Consider the following 17,281-nt stretch of genomic DNA (forward strand, 5'->3'; position numbering starts at 1 on the left):
GCTATTCGGGGCGAATATTTCACACGTCCCGGATTTTCACTTTTACATTCAACTGCTTGATGCGATGGGACTTGAATTGACCGACGGTTCGGCGAGTGCAAGAAAGAACGATCCGCAGAGAACGCAAGAAGATATCCTCGTCGTGGCAACGGAGGAGTTTTCAACGCATGGTCTTGCGGGGGCCCGGGTCGATGCCATCGCGGAACGCACCCGAACTTCCAAACGCATGATCTATTATTATTTCGGCAGCAAAGACGGTCTATACCTCGCTGTGTTAGAACGATCGTACCGCAAGATCCGAACACTTGAAGCGGATTTGGAGCTTACGAACCTGCCGCCGGAGGCGGCGTTGCGAACATTGATCTCAACCACGTTCAATTATGATGAGGCCAATCCGGATTTCGTTCGATTGGTCAGTATCGAGAATATTCATCATGCCGCCCATATGCTTCGATCCGACGCGATCCGCGATTTGAACGTCTCCGTGATCGAAACGATTGCTGGCATCCTGAAGCGCGGCATAAGGGACAAGGTTTTTCGCCGGAACGCCGACCCGGTTGACGTGCATATGATGATTAGCGCGTTTTGCTTCTTCCGCGTTTCAAACCGATACACGTTCGGAACAATATTTCGGCGCGATCTTTCAAAGCCTGAGATCATGGAGCGTCATCGCAACATGATCGCGGATGCAATGCTCAGTTACCTGAAGACGCCCGAGTAGCTCCTGCCTGATGACAGTCGATTTGACACATCAAACCAGCTTCATTTCACCAACGATCTTGATAACTTTGTTCAAACACGCTGATAAGAGCGGATTTTTCGTCAGATCCGATTGGTGCCAAAAAGTCTACAATTGCCAATCGGCAGCAAGCTGGATATCGTAGCATCAGCGCATATGGATTCCCTCCGGCAAAAAACAATCTCACGCGATTCCTAGCCTATAAATACATCCTTCATAGTTGCACGACTGTTGTTTCGACCAAGTGAGCGCCAGGACGGCACTATGATCTGGCCTTTCCAATTTCAGCATCAGATGTCTTCGACACCCGTGCATCCGAACGCTGAACGAGATCTCAATGCTGTCAGGGAATGCCGTTGAGACCCTGGAGCAATGGCCAGACCGAAGGGCAAGTCAACAGGCTAAAGACTCTCAAATCCGCCATGTGCGGTCGCGCAACCGCAGAACTTCTACGAGCCAAAAATACTACCACTTCCTCCCGCCCAGCCACCACACTTTGAGGAAGATCCTGTTAAGTGCAGCAGCATTCTTACGATTAAGGGCAGTGCGACATCGCCGACGCGATGCCAGGCTTGTGTCATGCGGCATGGGCCGCTTTTTCCACCGTCTCCGGATCTTCGTCGATTACCTTAAGCAACACACGTCCCGCAGGATCTGGTTTACGCCGCCCTTGCTCCCAATTGTTCATGGTTGCAGCGGGGATTCCAAACTTTCGCTCGAACTCCTTGGTCGAACGGGCATGCCTTTTGCGGATGCTTTTAATGCGATCGGCAGGCATAGGATCTATGTTAACGGTTTCGAGCGCGAGTTCACCACGCTTCCAGGCAAGTGCCTCCTTGAGTCCCTCAAGCAGACCTTCGCCGAGATCGGTATCATTGTCAGCCATTGTTCAACTCCTTTAACACAGCCAGAATTGCCTTTTTCTGATCAGGAGACAAATCGTCCTGCTCATTTTTTGCGTAAGCGGTAAGCATGATGGCCAGATCATCCGCAATCATGAGGTAATAAATTGCGCGACCACCGCCTCTTTTGCCACGATCTCTCATGGCAAACCGGACTTTCTTTCCTGATCGCATCGACCGCGACGCTCGTGCTGATCTTGCCGACTTCCGGAAAAATTAGAATCGCATCGGGCGTATAAGTTGCTTCGCTCCGGATCGTTCGTCCAAAGACTGCGCTCAATTTGGATCAACTCCTCTTGCAGTTCCATCTCCGATCCTCCTCGCGCCCCGCATTCCCCGGGGAGAAGGTTGGAAAGATTAGCGGCGGCTGAAAATTAATCAATCGAATGTCGTCCCTGGGTCAATCTGAGAAGGCGCCGTATCGCACTGCATTTATCCCGAAGGACCGCTCACCGCCTCCAGTGGTGCACCGTGGAAGGCGCAGCGGCGTTCCCGGACAAGGTGATCGGCGAATGGACCTGCTACGGCTATTTCATTGAAGATGGCTCCCACACCAAGGATGGTGTATTGGTGGTCAGCAGACAGATTTACGATTTCGGGGGCGACGATGAAGCATCAGCGATCCACGGAAGGCCTATCCAAGTGGGCCGACGACGATAGTAACATGGACTACTTTGATCTCGGGAAGCACAGCCGAAAAATCACCACCGCCTCTGATCGGGCGCAGCGTTGGTTCGATCGCGGGCTAGTCTGGCTCTACGGCTTCAACCACGAGTCGGCCATAGCGTGTTTCCGCGAGGCGCTCGCGGCTGACCCGGCCTGCGCGATGGCGCACTGGGGCGTCACCCATGCGGCGGGGCCGAACTACAACCGGCCTTGGGAGACTTTTACGCCAGAGGAGCGGTTCGAGGCGATGACGACGGCACGCGGCGCAGCGGATGCGGCCGCCACGCTCGCCGGGCGCGTTTCGGAGGCCGAGCGGGCGCTGATCGAGGCGGTGCAGCACCGGGCGCCCGCGGTTCCAGTCCAGGATTTCGGCCCCTGCCACGATGGCTATGCAGCGGCGATGCGCGGCGCCCATCGGACGTTCGGGCATGATCTCGACATTACCGCGCTCTTCGCCGAGGCGATGATGAATCGCACGCCATGGAAGCTCTGGGACCTGCGGACCGGCCAGCCTGCAGCAGCGGCCGACACGCGCGAGGCGACGGAAGTGCTCGAGCAGACGTTCCGCGAGGTCGAAGGCGCCTGGGACCATCCGGGGCTCTTGCACATGTACATCCACCTCATGGAGATGTCACCGCAGCCCGAACTCGCCCTGCGGCATGGTGATCGGCTTGCGGTCCTCGCTCCAGATTCGGGCCACCTGATCCACATGGCCACCCATATCGACGTGCTGTGCGGGGACTATCACACTGCGGTCGAGCGGAATACACGCGCGATCGGGGCGGACCGCCGGTTCCTCGAACGGGAGGGGCCGGAGAACTTCTACTCGATCTATCGCTGCCACAACTACCACTTCAAAATCTACGGGGCGATGTTCCTCGGCCAGCCATCCCCGGCACTAGAGACGGCGGACGAGCTGATCGCGACGCTGCCAGAGCCTTTCCTGCGCAAGATGGCGGACTGGTTTGAAGCCTTCGTCCCTATGAAACAGCACGTGCTCATCCGTTTCGGGATGTGGGACACAATCCTGGCGCAGCCGCTGCCGGACGACCCGCAGCTCTACTCTATGACGACCGCCCTGATGCGCTACGCCCGGACGGTGGCGCTCGCCAACAAGGGCGACATCGCAGGGGCCGAGGCGGAGCGGGACAGGTTCTTTGCCGCCCGCGCCGCGGTTCAGGAGACCCGCATGTTGTTCAACAACACCTGCCGGGACATTCTGAAGGTGGCTGAGCAGATGATGCTGGGCGAGCTCGAATACCACAAGGGCAACTACGAAGCCGCCTTCGCGCATCTGCGCAAGGCGGTCGAACTCGACGACACATTGCCCTATGATGAGCCCTGGGGCTGGATGCACCCGACGCGGCACGTGCTCGGCGCGTTACTGTTGGAGCAGGGGCAGGTGGACGAAGCTGAGGCGGTCTACCGCGCAGATCTCGGTCACGACGGAACGCTAAGCCGCGCTTGCCAGCACCCGCAGAACGTGTGGAGCCTGCACGGGCTGTACGAATGTCTCACGCGGCGCGGCGAGACGGTTGAGGCACCGCACATCAAGCTGCAGCTCGACCTGGCGATGGCACGTGCAGAGGTGCCGGTGCGGGCGTCATGTTACTGCCGCCATGGGTCGGTTGCGTAGGCCAAGCATCAGGACGCGGGCGAGAGCTTCGTTGCCTTGGCAGAAGGGTTGCAGAGCGCCCTGAGGTCGCTTGGCGGGGCTCCTCATGAACATCCCCGCGACGCGATGCTGGCCAAAACACCAGGCTGTTTAGTACTCAAGCGTGGTGACAAGGGATGGGATACTTTCCAACAACCACGTGAAGCATTTTCACATCACGCCATCCGCTACCCGTCCACCGCCGCGCAAGCATGCGTTCGCTCACGATTCGTATGACGAGGCGATGTCAGCCGAGAACAAGCAAAAGCGACCTGGCAGACCCTTTAGAACGGTGGGTTCCAAGGCCGCGAAATTAAACATACCCGGATTGCTGGTCGCGACGGCTACCATAGCACTTTCGGAAACGACTACTTGTGCGGGATTTGCGACGCTGGTAATCCGCGCGGCCAAATTCACCGTCTGCCCAAAAATGTCACCGTCTCGCGGCACAACCTGGCCTGTGACCAAGCCAACGCGCACCGGCAGGAGACCCGCCTTTTCGGCCGATTCCACCAATGTAAGACAGGCTGTCAGCCCTGATGTTGGCTCTGGGAAAAGTACCATCACACCGTCACCGAGGACCTTCACCAATCTACCGCCAACATGAGAGACAATTTGCTGTGCAAAGGCTTCAAAGTGAGCTGCCTGTTCGGCTGCTTTCATGTCGCCAAGTTCGTGTGTCAATTCAGTGAAACCACAGAGATCCGCGAAAGCAACGGTCGGTAAATCGACATCGGGCCCTGTCTCCAAACCGCTCTCGAAAAGGGCTTCTTGAATACGTGAGACAATGTTATCGAAAACCGACTCTTCCAGCAGGCGCCGCTGGAGCATAAACAACACTCTAAACCCTATCCGTTGTAGCTCGAGTCGTTTGGCAGCTGCAGCAGAAAGCATCTGAGAGTGTGAAATTCCAGCATTCAGCATTCTCTCCTCGACTTCACTGCGGAACAAATCGCGCATTGTTTCCACAACGCGGTGTGTAGATTGTCCAAAGGCCCGCAATACTCTCGTCATTGCCAGGTCGGAAATGCCTAGTCGGCGGCATTCAGCAATGAGTTTAAGCAGCTCGACATCGTCCTCGCGCAGAACCTGCCCTGTTGACAAGCGAGGAAGGCCCGCCGCAGCCCTCAAATTATTCAGTGCTATAGGAGTGACATCCAAACCGTCGAGCTCCCCCTCCATCGATGTCGTCGACAGGTAGACCGGATCGAACATAATCTGAGAAGCAAAGTCGAGCGAGAATACCTTGTTTCGAATCGCTTTGGCTAATGTGTCCAAGGGTATCCCCGCTTCATGCAAGGCAAGTGCAACGCGAATCCTGTCCGCGTCTTCAAGGAGATAATCCGTTTTTCTCTCTATTATGCCAGCCGCCTCAAATTGTAGAAGCTGACCTTCTCCGCACCCCGTCAAGGCTGACAGAGCGGTCCGCGATAGATTATCCATTGCCCTCAGCCTGATCGATACCGATAGATGGTACAATAATCATTCTGCCAGGCAATTATAGTACGTCAAAGGATGGAAGGACGTCCGGCCTTTCGGACTATGTTTGGTTCTACGAAAACCGCCACAAGTAACTGTCGTCCACAAACTTGACACCCCGCGGGTCCAGCCTCCCTCGAGCATGAGCACTTTTGGTCACAAATACCGAACCGTCCGGCTAATGCTGATTGCGCCTCAGGCGTTGCCCTAATTCAGGTGGAATAATTTTGTCAGGAACCCCTTGACCGCCGCCTGAGCTTGGGAATTTGCGGCATCGTTGTACTGAACGGGTGGCCCGAGTTGGACACACTCATCCCTCCATGAAAACGGTTTGCCCGTTGCGACATTCATTAGCCGGCCATTCTCTTCGCGCCGCATGCAGGTCCGCGAGGTCTGCGCATCGCTCATTTCGTTGTAGGCCGGACTGTTGGTATGGTCGAAAGCATGGCGCGCGTCAGGATACACGGTGATTTGCGCATCGTGGCCAGCTGCCGCGAGACGTTCGATATAGTCGCGGCAGCGCGGCAATGGATTCCATTCATCTTTCGCACCGTGGAAAGCACGGATCGGCGCATTCACCACCTCCATCTCCCCGACAAGTTCCAAATTACAGGGTGGATAAAACGGCAGATAAGCGGCGATACCTCCGCGCTTGGGACCGTAAAGATCGTGGAAGCGGCTGAGGCTAGCGTAGAGGGCAACCAATCCACCCCGCGAAAAGCCCATTATGGCAATGCGGTTTGCATCAAGGCGTGGATCGGCCGCAAGCAGGTCCACCGCCCTGTAGACGTCGTAGATGGGATTGAACTCGCCCACCCGCGACTGATCTGTGTAGATTTCGCTGTAACCACGGGCAGTGTAGCTGTCAATTCGAAGCGTCGCCACGCCGAGCGGCTCCAAGAAATTGGCCCAGCTCCATGGCCCTGAACTCGTAGGGCCACCAGACCCGTGCAAAAGGATAACGACAGGCAAGCGTGCGTCGATAGTGGGAACCTGTAGTCTGCCGGTCACCGTGACCACTGTTCCCCCCGCAATATCGCCCTGCAGAAACTGGTCGTCCGAAAGAGTGAGCGAAGAGATTTCGATCACTTCGTCTGGAGGCTGGGCAACGGAACCGGGCGCATACACGACCAACAGAACCAGGACCGAGCACCAAAGGAAATTGCGCGCAAATCTCATTAGCACCCCTCCACACCTACCAGGTCTCGTCGTATTGCCGAGTATGCCGATACCTGACCATCTTCCCGACTCTCACAATACAGCAATCTGCCAGTGCGAACGACTGCGACTTTTGGATGGGTCAAGCGCCGTCCAAATCAGCACCTCGTTGAGTTGTGCGAATGGCCGAGATGGCGTCGGAGGCAGCCCAGAGACGACAAAGCCCACGGCACGATACAAGCTGAACCTGCGAAGAAATGATGCGCCACCATAGCAGCTGTATTGTTCTCGTCGCATCAGCCGAGAGACAGTGAGATTTCGTTGCTGCGGTCCATAAACGCGAAAATTTGGGCGTTTGTTCAATGCCAACGGCTGAGATTAAACGTTCCTTTGAAAATGCCGATAATGGCTGAATTTCCGCATTTTTGATTTGTCGCCTGAAATTCTACAATCACTCCATCGATGATAAGAAGCACTTAATTTCAGAGAGCCTGCTGTGGGTGGCAACAGGGGTGGCCAGCATCCTGTGGCACCACCTGGCGCATCTCCACCACGCCTTGTGTCGGGGGTTCGAATCCCTCCTTCGCTACCGATAAAGCGCACTGGCCAATTATGGGCCGGTGCGCTTCTAGCAAGTCGAGTTGCTCCCGCTTGCTGCAATTGATTAGAGAGATGGGGTCCGGTTTGCGCCAATACGGGCCGTTGCTATTTCGCACGGCGGACTGGTCTTCGGGCATACGTCCCTATCGGGAAGCCGACATTCATGAGAAAATAATTGGTGAGGGGGGCATCGTAGGGAGGAACACGCAGATGACAACAAGAACTCTTAGAACCCTGGCGTCAGCTATTGCTGCAATGGGCGTTCTGGTCGGATCGGCCGCCGCGCTGGAGGTCGCCAGTTCCGCCACTGTGGCGGGCAAACCGGATGCGGTCTGGCAGAAGATCGGCGACTTCTGCGCCATTCAGACCTGGCATCCCGCCGTATCGAAGTGCGCGCAGAGTGACGAAGGTGGTGCAACCTATCGAACGCTCACAACCACCGATGGCGGCACAATCAAGGAGAAACTCGTCGAGCAAACGGGTACCAGCTACACCTATGACATCATCAACTCTCCGCTTCCCGTCGAGAACTATCGCGCCACGATCAGCGTCTCGGCAGATGGAGATGGGACCAGGGTGGACTGGAAAAGCAGCTTTGACGCAAAGGGCAAATCGGATAGCGAGGCCAAGGACGTCATCAGCGGCATTTACAAAGCCGGTCTCGACAAGATCGCCGAAATGAGCGGAAACTGATCCGTAGGGCCGGCAACGCGGGGAAGGATTGATCCCGTGCAAAAGAGCCCGGAGCAGTGCCGGGCTCTTGGGACCGATTGTCGGCCACCGGGCTTGTGATGGGACATCGAGCTTCCCGTCATTTGGTTTCCCACGTCATCTTAGGCCAAAAGCGTAATGTCCGCTCTATGGCCATTAGCGGCCGGTGCTCCTGCTTTCCACGACCGTCTGGCAATCGATTAGGCCCGGAATTTTCCGATGCTAATGATCGCCGATCTATCGGGACTTTTACCTAACTTGCGTGGGGGGAACGTTCGAAACGAGCCTTCGCTACCGAACAAAGCGCACAAGCCCGCGTTGGGCTTGTGCGCCTGTAGCGCGCCCGTGTGCAGCTGTAGCGCGCCGCGATCTTGGTTTTTTGCCACCCGATTTTAGAACAACGCATTTTTCAAAACTCGTAAATTTTGATACGTCTCAAAAGCCTGCGTATAGGCTGATGCAGAAATCGGGTGAATTTTGCGAGAGTTGTCTGGACGAATAAACCTACTATAGTCGCCGTTCCACGAACAAGAGAGGTTGAATGTGACCGAGTTACCAAGCACCACAGTGGAAATCATGCGGCCCTTCATCCCCGCCCGCAATTTCACTTTGAGCCAAGAATTCTACGAGGCGCTTGGGTTCAATGTGACCGTTGTCGCACCGAGAATTGCCACCGTGGTGGCCTCGGACGGCAAATCGGGATTTCTCCTCCAAAACTTCTACCAGAAGGACTTGGCCGAAAACTTGATGATGCAGATCATCGTGCCGGACGTTGATGCGTGGTGGGCACATATCCAATCGCTATCATTACCCGAGCGCTTCGGCGTCAACGCCCCGAAATCTCCGGTCGCCGAAGCATGGGGCATGCGTGTGGCCTATGTGTGGGACCCCTCAGGAGTGCTCTGGCACATTGCCTCAAAGGCATGACGCTAGGCATGCGGTTGTCATATCTATGCGATGAATTTTCCGATGCTTATGATTTCCTGCTGATCGCGGTTTCGAACATGCGCCCTTGCAGAAATCTCGAACCATGACCGATATCGATTGCGACTGGCTTTCCTCAATGTATGGGCGTCACTTTGCCGATCTGCATTTGGTCGTACCCGGCGTGAACCGCACTTATCGCCTCCATGATGAGATGGGTGTATCCTATCTGCGGCTCTATCGCGAGTTCGGAAGGCCACGTCCGCAAATCGCTGCTGAACTAGACCTGCTGGAGGTGTTTCCAGAGCAGCCGGAAGTCGAAATCTCCCGACCAATTCGAACGCGAGACGGAGCACTTTTGATCGATTTGACTTTCGAAGATCGCCATCGCCAAGCATGCCTTTTCCGAGCCATTGAGGGAAAGGACATCGACATCACGCCCGATGGCATAAAACATTTTGGGCAAGCGCTAGCGTCGCTGCATGTGGCCATGCCTACGAAAATCGATGGGGCGGTTCGCCGCCTCGACCCAAGCGCAATTGGGAAAGACACCCTGGAGGCGATCAAAGCAATTTCAGGAAGTTCGGGTGTCTCGGAAGAAATCGAACACGAATTTCTTACAGCGTTTGAAAAACTTCAGACACGGTTCCTTCCTCAAGGCTTGTGTCATGGCGATGCGTGGACTGGCAATGCTCGCGTCAATGATGGCAAAGTCGGTTTCTTCGACTTCGACGATTTTGGACAGGGAGCGTTGGTTCTCGACCTCGGTACGGCCGCATGGCATCTCCACGGCGAAAACAGCTCGCAGCGTGATCACCTGATCGATGCATTAGTTTCCGGATATGAAAAAGTCAGACCTCTGTCAGATGCCGAGCGAGAAAGCCTCCCTCTTTTCGTCCAGTTTGCAGAAGTTCGTTCGTTACGGTTTCTTGCCAAGCATTGCCTTCTCGGCGAAGAAATGTGGAGTGAAGTTTTCCGACGAGCAATGAAGACGTTCCGCTGTTAGGGGGGCCGCTTTGGGCCAATACGGTCAGTGCTCCCTCGTCGCCCCCTAGCAACCTTATTAAGCGCGGAATTTGCCGATGCTGATTAATCCGCATTCATCGCGAATTCGCATCTTCCTAGTTGGGGGGGAACGTTCGAAACGAGCCTTCGCTACCATCGCCACGGCCCCCACGGGGTCGTTGTTATTCAAAGGTTTTCCATCCGCTTGCAGGAATGGGCTTAAATAGCTGTAGCGCGACGCTCGGTTTTGATTTTTTGCCATCCGATTTTAGAACAGCACATTTTGTAAAACTGGTATTTTGAAAGAGCTTCGAACTCTTTTCAAAGTCGCCTCAAATTGAATTCCCGTGCTAGCGATGAACTGATGCTTGATACCTGGCGCGATATTACCGCATTGGTGGAAAGCTGTCACAGCTGAGGCGCCCTGGAAGACGCATTTGCGCCAGGAGCAGACTTTCGTGCGCGCACCTGAAGGGGATGCATGCATGCTGGGCACATGGTAGCGTGGATAACCAGCAATGTTGCACAAATGGCGGCGATGTCGAAGACAAGAAAGAATCATTATGTTCCGCAATGGTATCAAGAAGGCTTCTTCGAATTAGGCCGCAATACGCTTGCCTATCTTGACCTGACGCCTCCACAGAAGGTTCTCAGTGACGGCCGCGTAATCACCGAAAGAGCCATCTTCGACGCACCCACCTCCCGCTCCTTTCTGCAGAAGGACTTATACTCGACGTTCTTCGGAACTTCCGTCAACGACGAGATTGAGCGTCGTCTGTTTGGTGACATCGATGCCAGGGGTTCTAATGCTGTCAGGGCCTTCGCTGGAAATGACGTCCGTCAATGGCACCGCAATTTCCAAACCCTTTTCGAATACATTGACATCCAGAAAATACGCACGCCCAAGGGATTAGATTGGCTGAAAGCTCAGTATCCTACGCTCACCCAGAACGAATTGATGCAGGAGATGCAGGGAATCCGCATGATGCACTGCACGATATGGACGGAAGGGGTACGCGAGATCGTCTCTGCCGAAGACGCCGATGTGAAGTTCATCATCAGCGACCATCCGGTCACAATCTACAATCACGCGGTTCCACCCGAGGCGCGGACATCCGCCTATCCACGTGATCCGAAGATCGCTTTGAAGGCTTCACAGACGATCTTTCCGCTGAACCGCGATTACTGTCTAATCCTTACCAACCTTGAGTACGCACAGGACCCGGCGACAAGCCCCCTCGACAAGCGGACCTTTGCGCGCAACTATCGGAGCTCGATGGTTCGAACCGACGCGTTCATTCGCACTCGAAAGCTCTCGAGCCAAGAAGTCGCACGCGTCAACTATGTCGTAAAGGCGCGTGCTCGCCGCTATATCGCCGCCGGGCGCAAGGAATGGCTTTATCCCGAAGAGACCGTTTCCGATCCTTGGGGTGAGCTGCGGAAGACTCTTCTGCCACCCGAGGACGAACTCTTTCACTTCGGCGGCGAGATGTTTGCGCGGTTCGAGGACGGTCGTGTCCACTATCAAGACGAGTTCGGCAGAACCGAAAAACAACGCGGACTTTCTGAAGAAAGACCCGCCAGTCAGGCCGCTACGCCCTAGGGATGCGTGCGGCTGCGGATCCGGACTACCCTTCAAGTCTTGCTGTAAACCGAAGCCTATTGCGCTGCGTCCAACATGGAACGAGCCCAGCATCCGCGAACGAAACCTCATGCTTTACAATGGCATTGTGAGAATTCTCGGCCTCGAACAGGGAAAAGACTGGGTGACGGTCCGACGCGACCTGAGTGATGAAAAGATCAGTAGGATATATTCCCTGTACGAAGCATTATGGCCGCTCGAGACTGATCTTCTCCAGCTACTGCCAAAACCCGATGGGATTGCTCGAGCGGTCTATACCGGCTCCATTCATCCCACGACAATCACTGAGTTTGCGCTCGGAGCGTCTCTCTACTTCGGCGAGTTGATGATCGAGCAACCTTTCATACATGCCGGAACGGTCAAAAAGGAATTCAGCCCGGTCGAAAACCCGAACGCCTACCGTCAGGAGTTTCTCAAGACCGTCCTTTTCTTCCTCAAAGTCATGCCGTTGGTCGAGCGCGGTCTGGTTAACCTGATCCCCGATCCCTGCAACTTCGATACCCATCTGCGCGATCAGATGATGCACATGGCGGAGTCTCGGTCTGCCGGGATCGAAATAGATTCGCGTAAAGACGCTCGCCTCGAAGAGCTCATGAGGGAGGACTTCAAGCGAAACCTCATGTCGCTGCCCCGAGACGCGCTGCGGTCTCAGATGCTGAAAGCCTCGCCGGAGCTAGACGGGGTGAGCTTAGAGCAGGCTCTGCTGGGAATTGAGCAACTCCGGGAGCGTGACCCGTTGGCCGTCCTGCAAGGCGACTCTTTGGTTGCCGGCGAAAAAGGCGGGCAGTTCAACCTGATGAAGCTTGCTCCGAATTTCGAAATGGCGATGTATTTGGCGCAGGCGACAGGCTCCTGTATCGTGACAGACAGCGCATTTCGTTGGAGCGAAGTCATGAGAGCCATCAATCAACGCGCGCGTGGCTCAAGAGCCGGGCTTGCAACACTCGCACAAAGCATCAAGGATTCGAAATTTGCGTTTCCGCAGAATGTCGCGGACATTGAGGCATTGGCTTCCGGCAAGTCCTTCGTTACCTATCCCGCGTTGATGCGCGACGTCTTCAAATATCTTTCGAAGCGTGGCGACCGCGGGCCCAAACCAAACTTGGAGGGACATCTGACTGCCCGATTCGCACGAGCACACTCGTCGGCACAAGCTGCGATCACAAAGGCGCGCATTCCTGCCAAGGAAGCTCGAATTTCCTGCGTTTTCTCACCTGGGGGCATCCAGGATAACACCGTCAACCGTCTCCTTCTGATGTCGAGTTCGGAAAGGCATCTAACAAGTGTCCCGATGGCGTTCTTCATTGAAAGGCAAGCTTCTCGCGGGACCGACCAGAAAGCCAGGTGAATCATAAGCGGCCACCACTATCCTCGCTTGCCCCACGACTGCGCACGAACTGCATTTGAACCGACGCTCAAGGTCAGCTAACTCGGCATCAAACGGTACTTTGAAATTGCGGGAATTATTCTCGGGTCGATGAGAGTGTCGTGCTTGCAACGTGTGCAGATGATTTTCAGGATTTGCCATTTGGCTAAGTCGCAGAGGCGCATCGCGAGTCTCCATTGAAACAAAGGCGGTCGCAACGCACTTAGTTTAAGCCGCCTCCCCGGGGCGTTCAAGAAGGTCTGCGGTGCGGGAGGCAAAAAGAAGTCGGTCGATCTCTTCTACTCGGTCACGACGGCGCGCGAGCTTCTTGCTGATACGGCCAAACGATCGCGGTCTTTGGGTTGTCTCTCGGCTTGCCTGCAACTGCTCGATATAGACGGTCTCAATGCGCTTGTTGGAGACGCGATCGAAGATCCAGCAAAATGATGCTGGAAGGCGGCGCACGTCGAATTCGGGCGTTTTCGATGCAGCGTCCTCCGCTATAATCTTTTCGAGAACTACCTGATCCCAAATATCGGGGTCCTGATTGCAGCGGTCTTTCCAGATTTCCATCAGCCGGGCGGCCGCTGGCGTGTCATTGATTAGGATTGTGGCTGCGATCAATCTGTTTTCGGCTTCGTCGTAGTAGACGGACAGGTCGCCGTCGTGTCCGTCAAATGCTGGCCAGGGGTTTCTATGAAATACGGCATCAACATCCACGTATAACAGTGGGCCTCGCTTCGATCGCCGTTCATTAGAGAGAAATGTCGCCTTCATCGACGCGTTGCGCACCCAGCTACCGGCGCTCGCAACGGGCGTCGAGGCCACCATGAGACCGAGGCGATGTGCCGAGGCGGTCATTCGCTGGGCTTCCCGTTCGTAGATCGAGTCCGTGGTGTAGAATGCCACGATCTGATGACCGCCGTTTGATGAAGTCGCGAACCTTGCCGCAGCTTCAGTATCGTCCGGAAAGCCGATGATCATCGATCGATGGGCCGGAGACCATGCGCGAAATTTATTCAGGATTGCAGTAATCACAGACTCGGCTTTCTCGCTCAGAACGTCAGTTCCAAGCGGCGGGGGATTTGGGAATTTGATCTGTTGAAACAGAGAGGAAGGGACGGCGACAATTGCAATTTGGATTGAGTTCGTCAACGCCAAATCCGAAGGATGAAATTGCCATAGTCCAAGCTATCCGGTGATGATCAGCTCCAGAGCTGGCGTGCCCTTCCCCGTCGCTACTGGGTAGCTCAGGGAAACCTGTTGGAGGCTGAACATTGCGAACTGTTCCCGAATCTCCGGGACATCATTGATCGACATGATGAAGCGACCTTTCAAGCGACCGAGGCGCTCTGCCATCAAAGCAAATTGCTCTCGTCCAAAGAGTTGTTTTCCGTAGTCGCCTTCAGATCCCCAGTAGGGTGGATCGAGATAGAATAGGGTTCCAGGCCGATCGTATCGATTGACGAAATCCAACCAGTCCAAGTTCTCCAGAACGACGCCCGAAAGGCGCTCGTGAGCATCTTCCAGCAGCGGAGCCAGACGGTTCATGTTGAACCGGGACGGACCTTCATAATTCACGCCGAAATTTTGACCGGCGACCTTGCCGCCGAACGCCAACCGCTGGAGATAGAGGAACCGGGCTGCACGTTCTAGGTCAGTGAGCGTAGCTGCGTCGCATGCTTTCAGACGCTCGAACTCCCGGCGCGAGGTAATCTGGAACCGAAGCGTATCCATGAACTGCGGATAATGACGCTGCAGTATCCTGAAGAGATTCACGACTTCGCCGTTTCGGTCATTGATCACTTCGGAGCGTGGGACAGCTTTTCGGCGGAAGAACACGCCACCCATGCCGACAAAAACCTCCGCATATATAGAGTGTGGAGTGGCTGCGATCAGTTCGCAGATCTTGCGGGAGAGAACGATTTGACCAATCGTCTGACGCCGCAGATGGATGTCTTTCCGGACTATCCTGCCCCGATTGGCCGCAAAGACGCGAACGTGACCGCGAACTGGCGATAGCCCGTTGGGGGATGCCGACACCGCCACAGTTTTTGAAGGGGGAAGTCGACTATGGCGTCACCAATATTCGCAATGTGAAGTCGCCGCACTGGCGGGCATGGCTCGGCCCGGCAAACCGATGCGTTGTGCCGGCAACAAGCTTTTCGGAATATGGCCAGCATCCGGATCCGGTCACCAAGAAAAAGCCGCTGCATTGGTTTGCGCTCAATGAGGACAAGCCGCTCTTCTGGTTCGCGGGCATCTGGACGAGCTGGTATAGCGTGCGGAAGAAGAAAGAAGGACCTATCCAGGCGGACATATTTGCCTTCCTCACGACAGACCCCAACTCAGTGGTCGCTCCGATCCATCCCAAAGCGATGCCGGTTATCCTTACGACAGCCGAGGAAATTGACGTTTGGATGAATGCGCCGGCTGACGAAGCATTGAAGCTGCAGAGGTGTACCTACAATAATTATTCGGGACTGTAGGCTTATATGTGGGAATACGTGAGAATTTCCGGGATTGCCTGATATTTGCGTGTTGGTCCCGATCCCTGCCGCTTTAGCCGGAGGCGAATTGGACACCGGTTCTAGAATACGTGCTTTAAGTACTTGATCGTTGACATCTCGATCTGTAAACGCACACACGGTCACAAGACGGGGCGAGTACCTAAACTTTGGGAAAGCCGTAGCAGATACCCGTTGGGATCCTGCACCAAGAATTCCTTCGATCCGCTCTCCTGATCCTCGCCGATCCGATACCAACTCTCTTTGGCTTCTCTGAACAGAGGCCAGTGAGCCTTATCGAGAGCGATGATGATTGGATCTATATTCTGCACCTCAATTTGAAAATTTACCCCTCTTCCAAAGGGTTTTTCCAAGGTTCCAGTAAGCCATTCTCCGTTGACCTGACACAGCATAATTTGCGCGCCTTCGCGTTCAAGGTAGGCGAACTTGGCAGCGGGTCTATCATAGGCCACCTTGAAGCCGAGCAATCGGCACCAGAACGTCAAACTGATCTCAATATCCAAGACATCAAGTTCCGGGACGAGAGCATTGAACCCGCCAGTCGGCGCGCGCCCCGTTCCATCTGCCTTATTTCGTTCCGTCTGTGAAAGAGTCGTCGTCACTTTCAAGCCTTTGATGTTCAGGATGAGCAGGTAAGACGACGGTTGATCTGCTCAACCGATCGGAAGTTCATATTTTGAACGACGCCCGCTGGATACCATTGAAGATGCGGTTCAGCCATTGCAAACATCGAATTCCTAATGAATCGGAAAGAGAGTTTGCCTTGATTAAGCGAGTAAGCAGGAGTGGTCGATGACGAGCACACGAATTTCGCAGGGCTTCTGACATGGTAGCGACCTCTCGCCCAAGACCCACCGGTGTGCGGCAATTCCTTAATTCTGAGCAGCAGCGCGACTGGATAGAGGGCAAGGTCGACTTGCCGGACACGAGCGATCGCTTGGAGTCCCTGGAACAGCGCTTCAAATATGTCGCGCGATTTGAGAAGCTACTTAGTCGCCCGCAAGCAGGGGAAGTACTGGAGATTCTCGGACTATACGGTCCAAGCTGCATTCCGATCCTGCGCAAGACCGAGCGCTACTACTGGTCGGTTTCCTGTCTGCCGTCGACCTCGGACAAGCCGCTCGTCCGCGTCAATGCGAGCTGGATGGAGCTTTTCACGCTCTATGCCCAGGGCGACGATATCCGCGCCAGATTCATCATGCATCTTTCGGATTTCACTACGGATCGTTCAGCCACGCCGAGCCGAGTGGACGAACCCTTTCTCGAGCAAAGCGTCGCGACGCCAGAGCACGTCAGTTATTTCTTCCCGCGCGGTGCCGACATTTTCGGCATCAATGTGCAAGGCTCTGTCTCGATCCGCAAATTCCTCACGAGCCGCCGCGTGTTGCGCGCCATTCGGACGTTCAACCTGACGCACATGAACCGGGGGCGGAACGCCTATCAGGCGAGCCATTGCTACAGCGTGGCGGATTACATGCAGGCAGATTGAGGGGGTCTTTAATGCGCGCCATCTTGGCGAACTCGCAGGCGCCGTCGCGGCCCCATTTCGCGAGGTCGAAAAGACAACGGAGGCGCACTTGCACTTGACTGTCTCGGCCTAACGACGGCGCCAACCTCGGCCGGTGTGCGCCCCATTTCTGGTCGTTGAGCAGGCAGGAGGCCGATCCCGAAAGCGGTCATCTGGCGCGACTAACCATGGGAGCGCTGACCTCGTATTCCGCATAGAAGACGCCACCGCGCCCACTCATCGCTGCCGGCGTCAGCTCCTTCTCCGCCTCAAGCAACGCGAGTCGTGCTGCGAGCCCCTTGCGCATTCCAGTCTTGCGGTCGGTCAATGTCAGCGCCTGTTAGGGCTTAAATCGTCGGAATGGCCCACCCTCAAGCGCGGCCACTGGGAGATGGGGCGT

The 17,281-nt window shown here is 55.4% G+C and carries 15 protein-coding genes and 1 pseudogene; 9 read left to right on the forward strand and 7 right to left on the reverse strand.

Annotation, left to right across the window (positions count from 1 at the left end; genetic code table 11):
* Nucleotides 1–76 precede the first annotated feature (76 nt).
* Nucleotides 77–721 carry a TetR/AcrR family transcriptional regulator gene (locus tag BLM14_RS20315; RefSeq protein ID WP_204252038.1) on the forward strand — a complete coding sequence of 215 codons (645 nt, stop codon included), beginning with the start codon at nucleotides 77–79 and terminating at the stop codon, nucleotides 719–721.
* Nucleotides 722–1,316: 595 nt separating this feature from the next.
* Here BLM14_RS20315 and BLM14_RS20320 read toward each other — a convergent pair.
* Nucleotides 1,317–1,625: a helix-turn-helix domain-containing protein gene (locus tag BLM14_RS20320; RefSeq protein WP_100001719.1), complete on the reverse strand. Its 309-nt coding sequence runs from the start codon at nucleotides 1,623–1,625 to the stop codon at nucleotides 1,317–1,319.
* On the reverse strand, nucleotides 1,618–1,815 hold the full coding sequence (locus tag BLM14_RS20325) for a hypothetical protein (RefSeq protein WP_204252039.1): 198 nt from the start codon (nucleotides 1,813–1,815) through the stop codon (nucleotides 1,618–1,620). Before BLM14_RS20325 ends, BLM14_RS20320 begins: the two co-directional genes overlap by 8 nt.
* Before the next feature lie 490 nt (nucleotides 1,816–2,305).
* Between BLM14_RS20325 and BLM14_RS20335 the strand changes: the two genes are divergently transcribed.
* Nucleotides 2,306–3,943 carry a tetratricopeptide repeat protein gene (locus BLM14_RS20335; protein WP_100001723.1) on the forward strand — a complete coding sequence of 546 codons (1,638 nt, stop codon included), beginning with the start codon at nucleotides 2,306–2,308 and terminating at the stop codon, nucleotides 3,941–3,943.
* Nucleotides 3,944–4,183: 240 nt separating this feature from the next.
* On the opposite strand, the gene BLM14_RS20345 is transcribed toward BLM14_RS20335, so the two are convergent.
* Together BLM14_RS20345 and BLM14_RS20350 are read right to left on the reverse strand one after the other, a co-directional pair.
* Nucleotides 4,184–5,404 (reverse strand): adenylate/guanylate cyclase domain-containing protein, encoded by a 1,221-nt coding sequence (locus BLM14_RS20345; protein ID WP_100001727.1) that lies wholly within the window; start codon nucleotides 5,402–5,404, stop codon nucleotides 4,184–4,186.
* Nucleotides 5,405–5,647: 243 nt separating this feature from the next.
* On the reverse strand, nucleotides 5,648–6,619 hold the full coding sequence (locus BLM14_RS20350; RefSeq protein WP_100001728.1) for a dienelactone hydrolase family protein: 972 nt from the start codon (nucleotides 6,617–6,619) through the stop codon (nucleotides 5,648–5,650).
* 789 nt (nucleotides 6,620–7,408) lie between these two features.
* On the opposite strand from BLM14_RS20350, the gene BLM14_RS20355 reads away from it, so the two are divergent.
* The 5 genes from BLM14_RS20355 to BLM14_RS31940 all read left to right on the forward strand — a co-directional run bounded on the left by BLM14_RS20355 (nucleotide 7,409) and on the right by BLM14_RS31940 (nucleotide 12,828).
* A complete protein-coding gene (locus BLM14_RS20355) occupies nucleotides 7,409–7,891 on the forward strand; it encodes an SRPBCC family protein (RefSeq protein WP_100001729.1) in 483 nt (160 codons plus the stop codon).
* Between the two features lie 561 nt (nucleotides 7,892–8,452).
* Nucleotides 8,453–8,836, forward strand: coding sequence for a VOC family protein (locus BLM14_RS20360; RefSeq protein WP_207795642.1), 384 nt, complete (start codon nucleotides 8,453–8,455; stop codon nucleotides 8,834–8,836).
* A gap of 103 nt (nucleotides 8,837–8,939) precedes the next feature.
* Nucleotides 8,940–9,839, forward strand: coding sequence for a phosphotransferase (locus BLM14_RS20365; RefSeq protein WP_100001731.1), 900 nt, complete (start codon nucleotides 8,940–8,942; stop codon nucleotides 9,837–9,839).
* Between the two features lie 537 nt (nucleotides 9,840–10,376).
* Nucleotides 10,377–11,441: a DUF4238 domain-containing protein gene (locus BLM14_RS31935; RefSeq protein WP_207795643.1), complete on the forward strand. Its 1,065-nt coding sequence runs from the start codon at nucleotides 10,377–10,379 to the stop codon at nucleotides 11,439–11,441.
* Nucleotides 11,442–11,802: 361 nt separating this feature from the next.
* A complete protein-coding gene (locus tag BLM14_RS31940) occupies nucleotides 11,803–12,828 on the forward strand; it encodes a hypothetical protein (RefSeq protein ID WP_207795644.1) in 1,026 nt (341 codons plus the stop codon).
* A gap of 246 nt (nucleotides 12,829–13,074) precedes the next feature.
* Here the strand turns inward: BLM14_RS31940 and BLM14_RS20375 are convergent, their stop codons facing one another.
* Nucleotides 13,075–13,884, reverse strand: a complete 810-nt coding sequence (locus tag BLM14_RS20375) for a putative nucleotide-diphospho-sugar transferase (RefSeq protein ID WP_237143606.1) — start codon at nucleotides 13,882–13,884, stop codon at nucleotides 13,075–13,077.
* Between the two features lie 153 nt (nucleotides 13,885–14,037).
* Nucleotides 14,038–14,802, reverse strand: coding sequence for a DNA adenine methylase (locus BLM14_RS20380; protein ID WP_418314259.1), 765 nt, complete (start codon nucleotides 14,800–14,802; stop codon nucleotides 14,038–14,040).
* On the opposite strand from BLM14_RS20380, the pseudogene BLM14_RS20385 reads away from it, so the two are divergent.
* Nucleotides 14,716–15,335 (forward strand): annotated as a pseudogene (locus BLM14_RS20385) (SOS response-associated peptidase). The gene BLM14_RS20380 and the pseudogene BLM14_RS20385 overlap by 87 nt on opposite strands.
* A 161-nt stretch (nucleotides 15,336–15,496) precedes the next feature.
* Here the strand turns inward: BLM14_RS20385 and BLM14_RS20390 are convergent.
* The gene (locus tag BLM14_RS20390) at nucleotides 15,497–15,976 is read right to left on the reverse strand and encodes a bleomycin resistance protein (RefSeq protein WP_100002165.1); all 480 of its coding nucleotides are present in this window, start codon (nucleotides 15,974–15,976) and stop codon (nucleotides 15,497–15,499) included.
* 224 nt (nucleotides 15,977–16,200) lie between these two features.
* On the opposite strand from BLM14_RS20390, the gene BLM14_RS20395 reads away from it, so the two are divergent.
* Nucleotides 16,201–16,863 carry a hypothetical protein gene (locus tag BLM14_RS20395; protein WP_100001734.1) on the forward strand — a complete coding sequence of 221 codons (663 nt, stop codon included), beginning with the start codon at nucleotides 16,201–16,203 and terminating at the stop codon, nucleotides 16,861–16,863.
* Nucleotides 16,864–17,281: the final 418 nt, after the last annotated feature.

The organism is Phyllobacterium zundukense (assembly GCF_002764115.1).
Taxonomy (GTDB): domain Bacteria; phylum Pseudomonadota; class Alphaproteobacteria; order Rhizobiales; family Rhizobiaceae; genus Phyllobacterium; species Phyllobacterium zundukense.

Coding starts and splice junctions, on each gene's coding strand:
- BLM14_RS20325 (WP_204252039.1), bottom strand. CDS start 1,815: ATGCGATCAGGAAAGAAAGTCCGGTTTGCCATGAGAGATCGTGGCAAA.
- BLM14_RS20365 (WP_100001731.1), top strand. CDS start 8,940: ATGACCGATATCGATTGCGACTGGCTTTCCTCAATGTATGGGCGTCAC.
- BLM14_RS20355 (WP_100001729.1), top strand. CDS start 7,409: ATGACAACAAGAACTCTTAGAACCCTGGCGTCAGCTATTGCTGCAATG.
- BLM14_RS20395 (WP_100001734.1), top strand. CDS start 16,201: ATGGTAGCGACCTCTCGCCCAAGACCCACCGGTGTGCGGCAATTCCTT.
- BLM14_RS20335 (WP_100001723.1), top strand. CDS start 2,306: ATGGACTACTTTGATCTCGGGAAGCACAGCCGAAAAATCACCACCGCC.
- BLM14_RS31935 (WP_207795643.1), top strand. CDS start 10,377: ATGTCGAAGACAAGAAAGAATCATTATGTTCCGCAATGGTATCAAGAA.
- BLM14_RS20320 (WP_100001719.1), bottom strand. CDS start 1,625: ATGGCTGACAATGATACCGATCTCGGCGAAGGTCTGCTTGAGGGACTC.
- BLM14_RS20350 (WP_100001728.1), bottom strand. CDS start 6,619: ATGAGATTTGCGCGCAATTTCCTTTGGTGCTCGGTCCTGGTTCTGTTG.
- BLM14_RS20345 (WP_100001727.1), bottom strand. CDS start 5,404: ATGGATAATCTATCGCGGACCGCTCTGTCAGCCTTGACGGGGTGCGGA.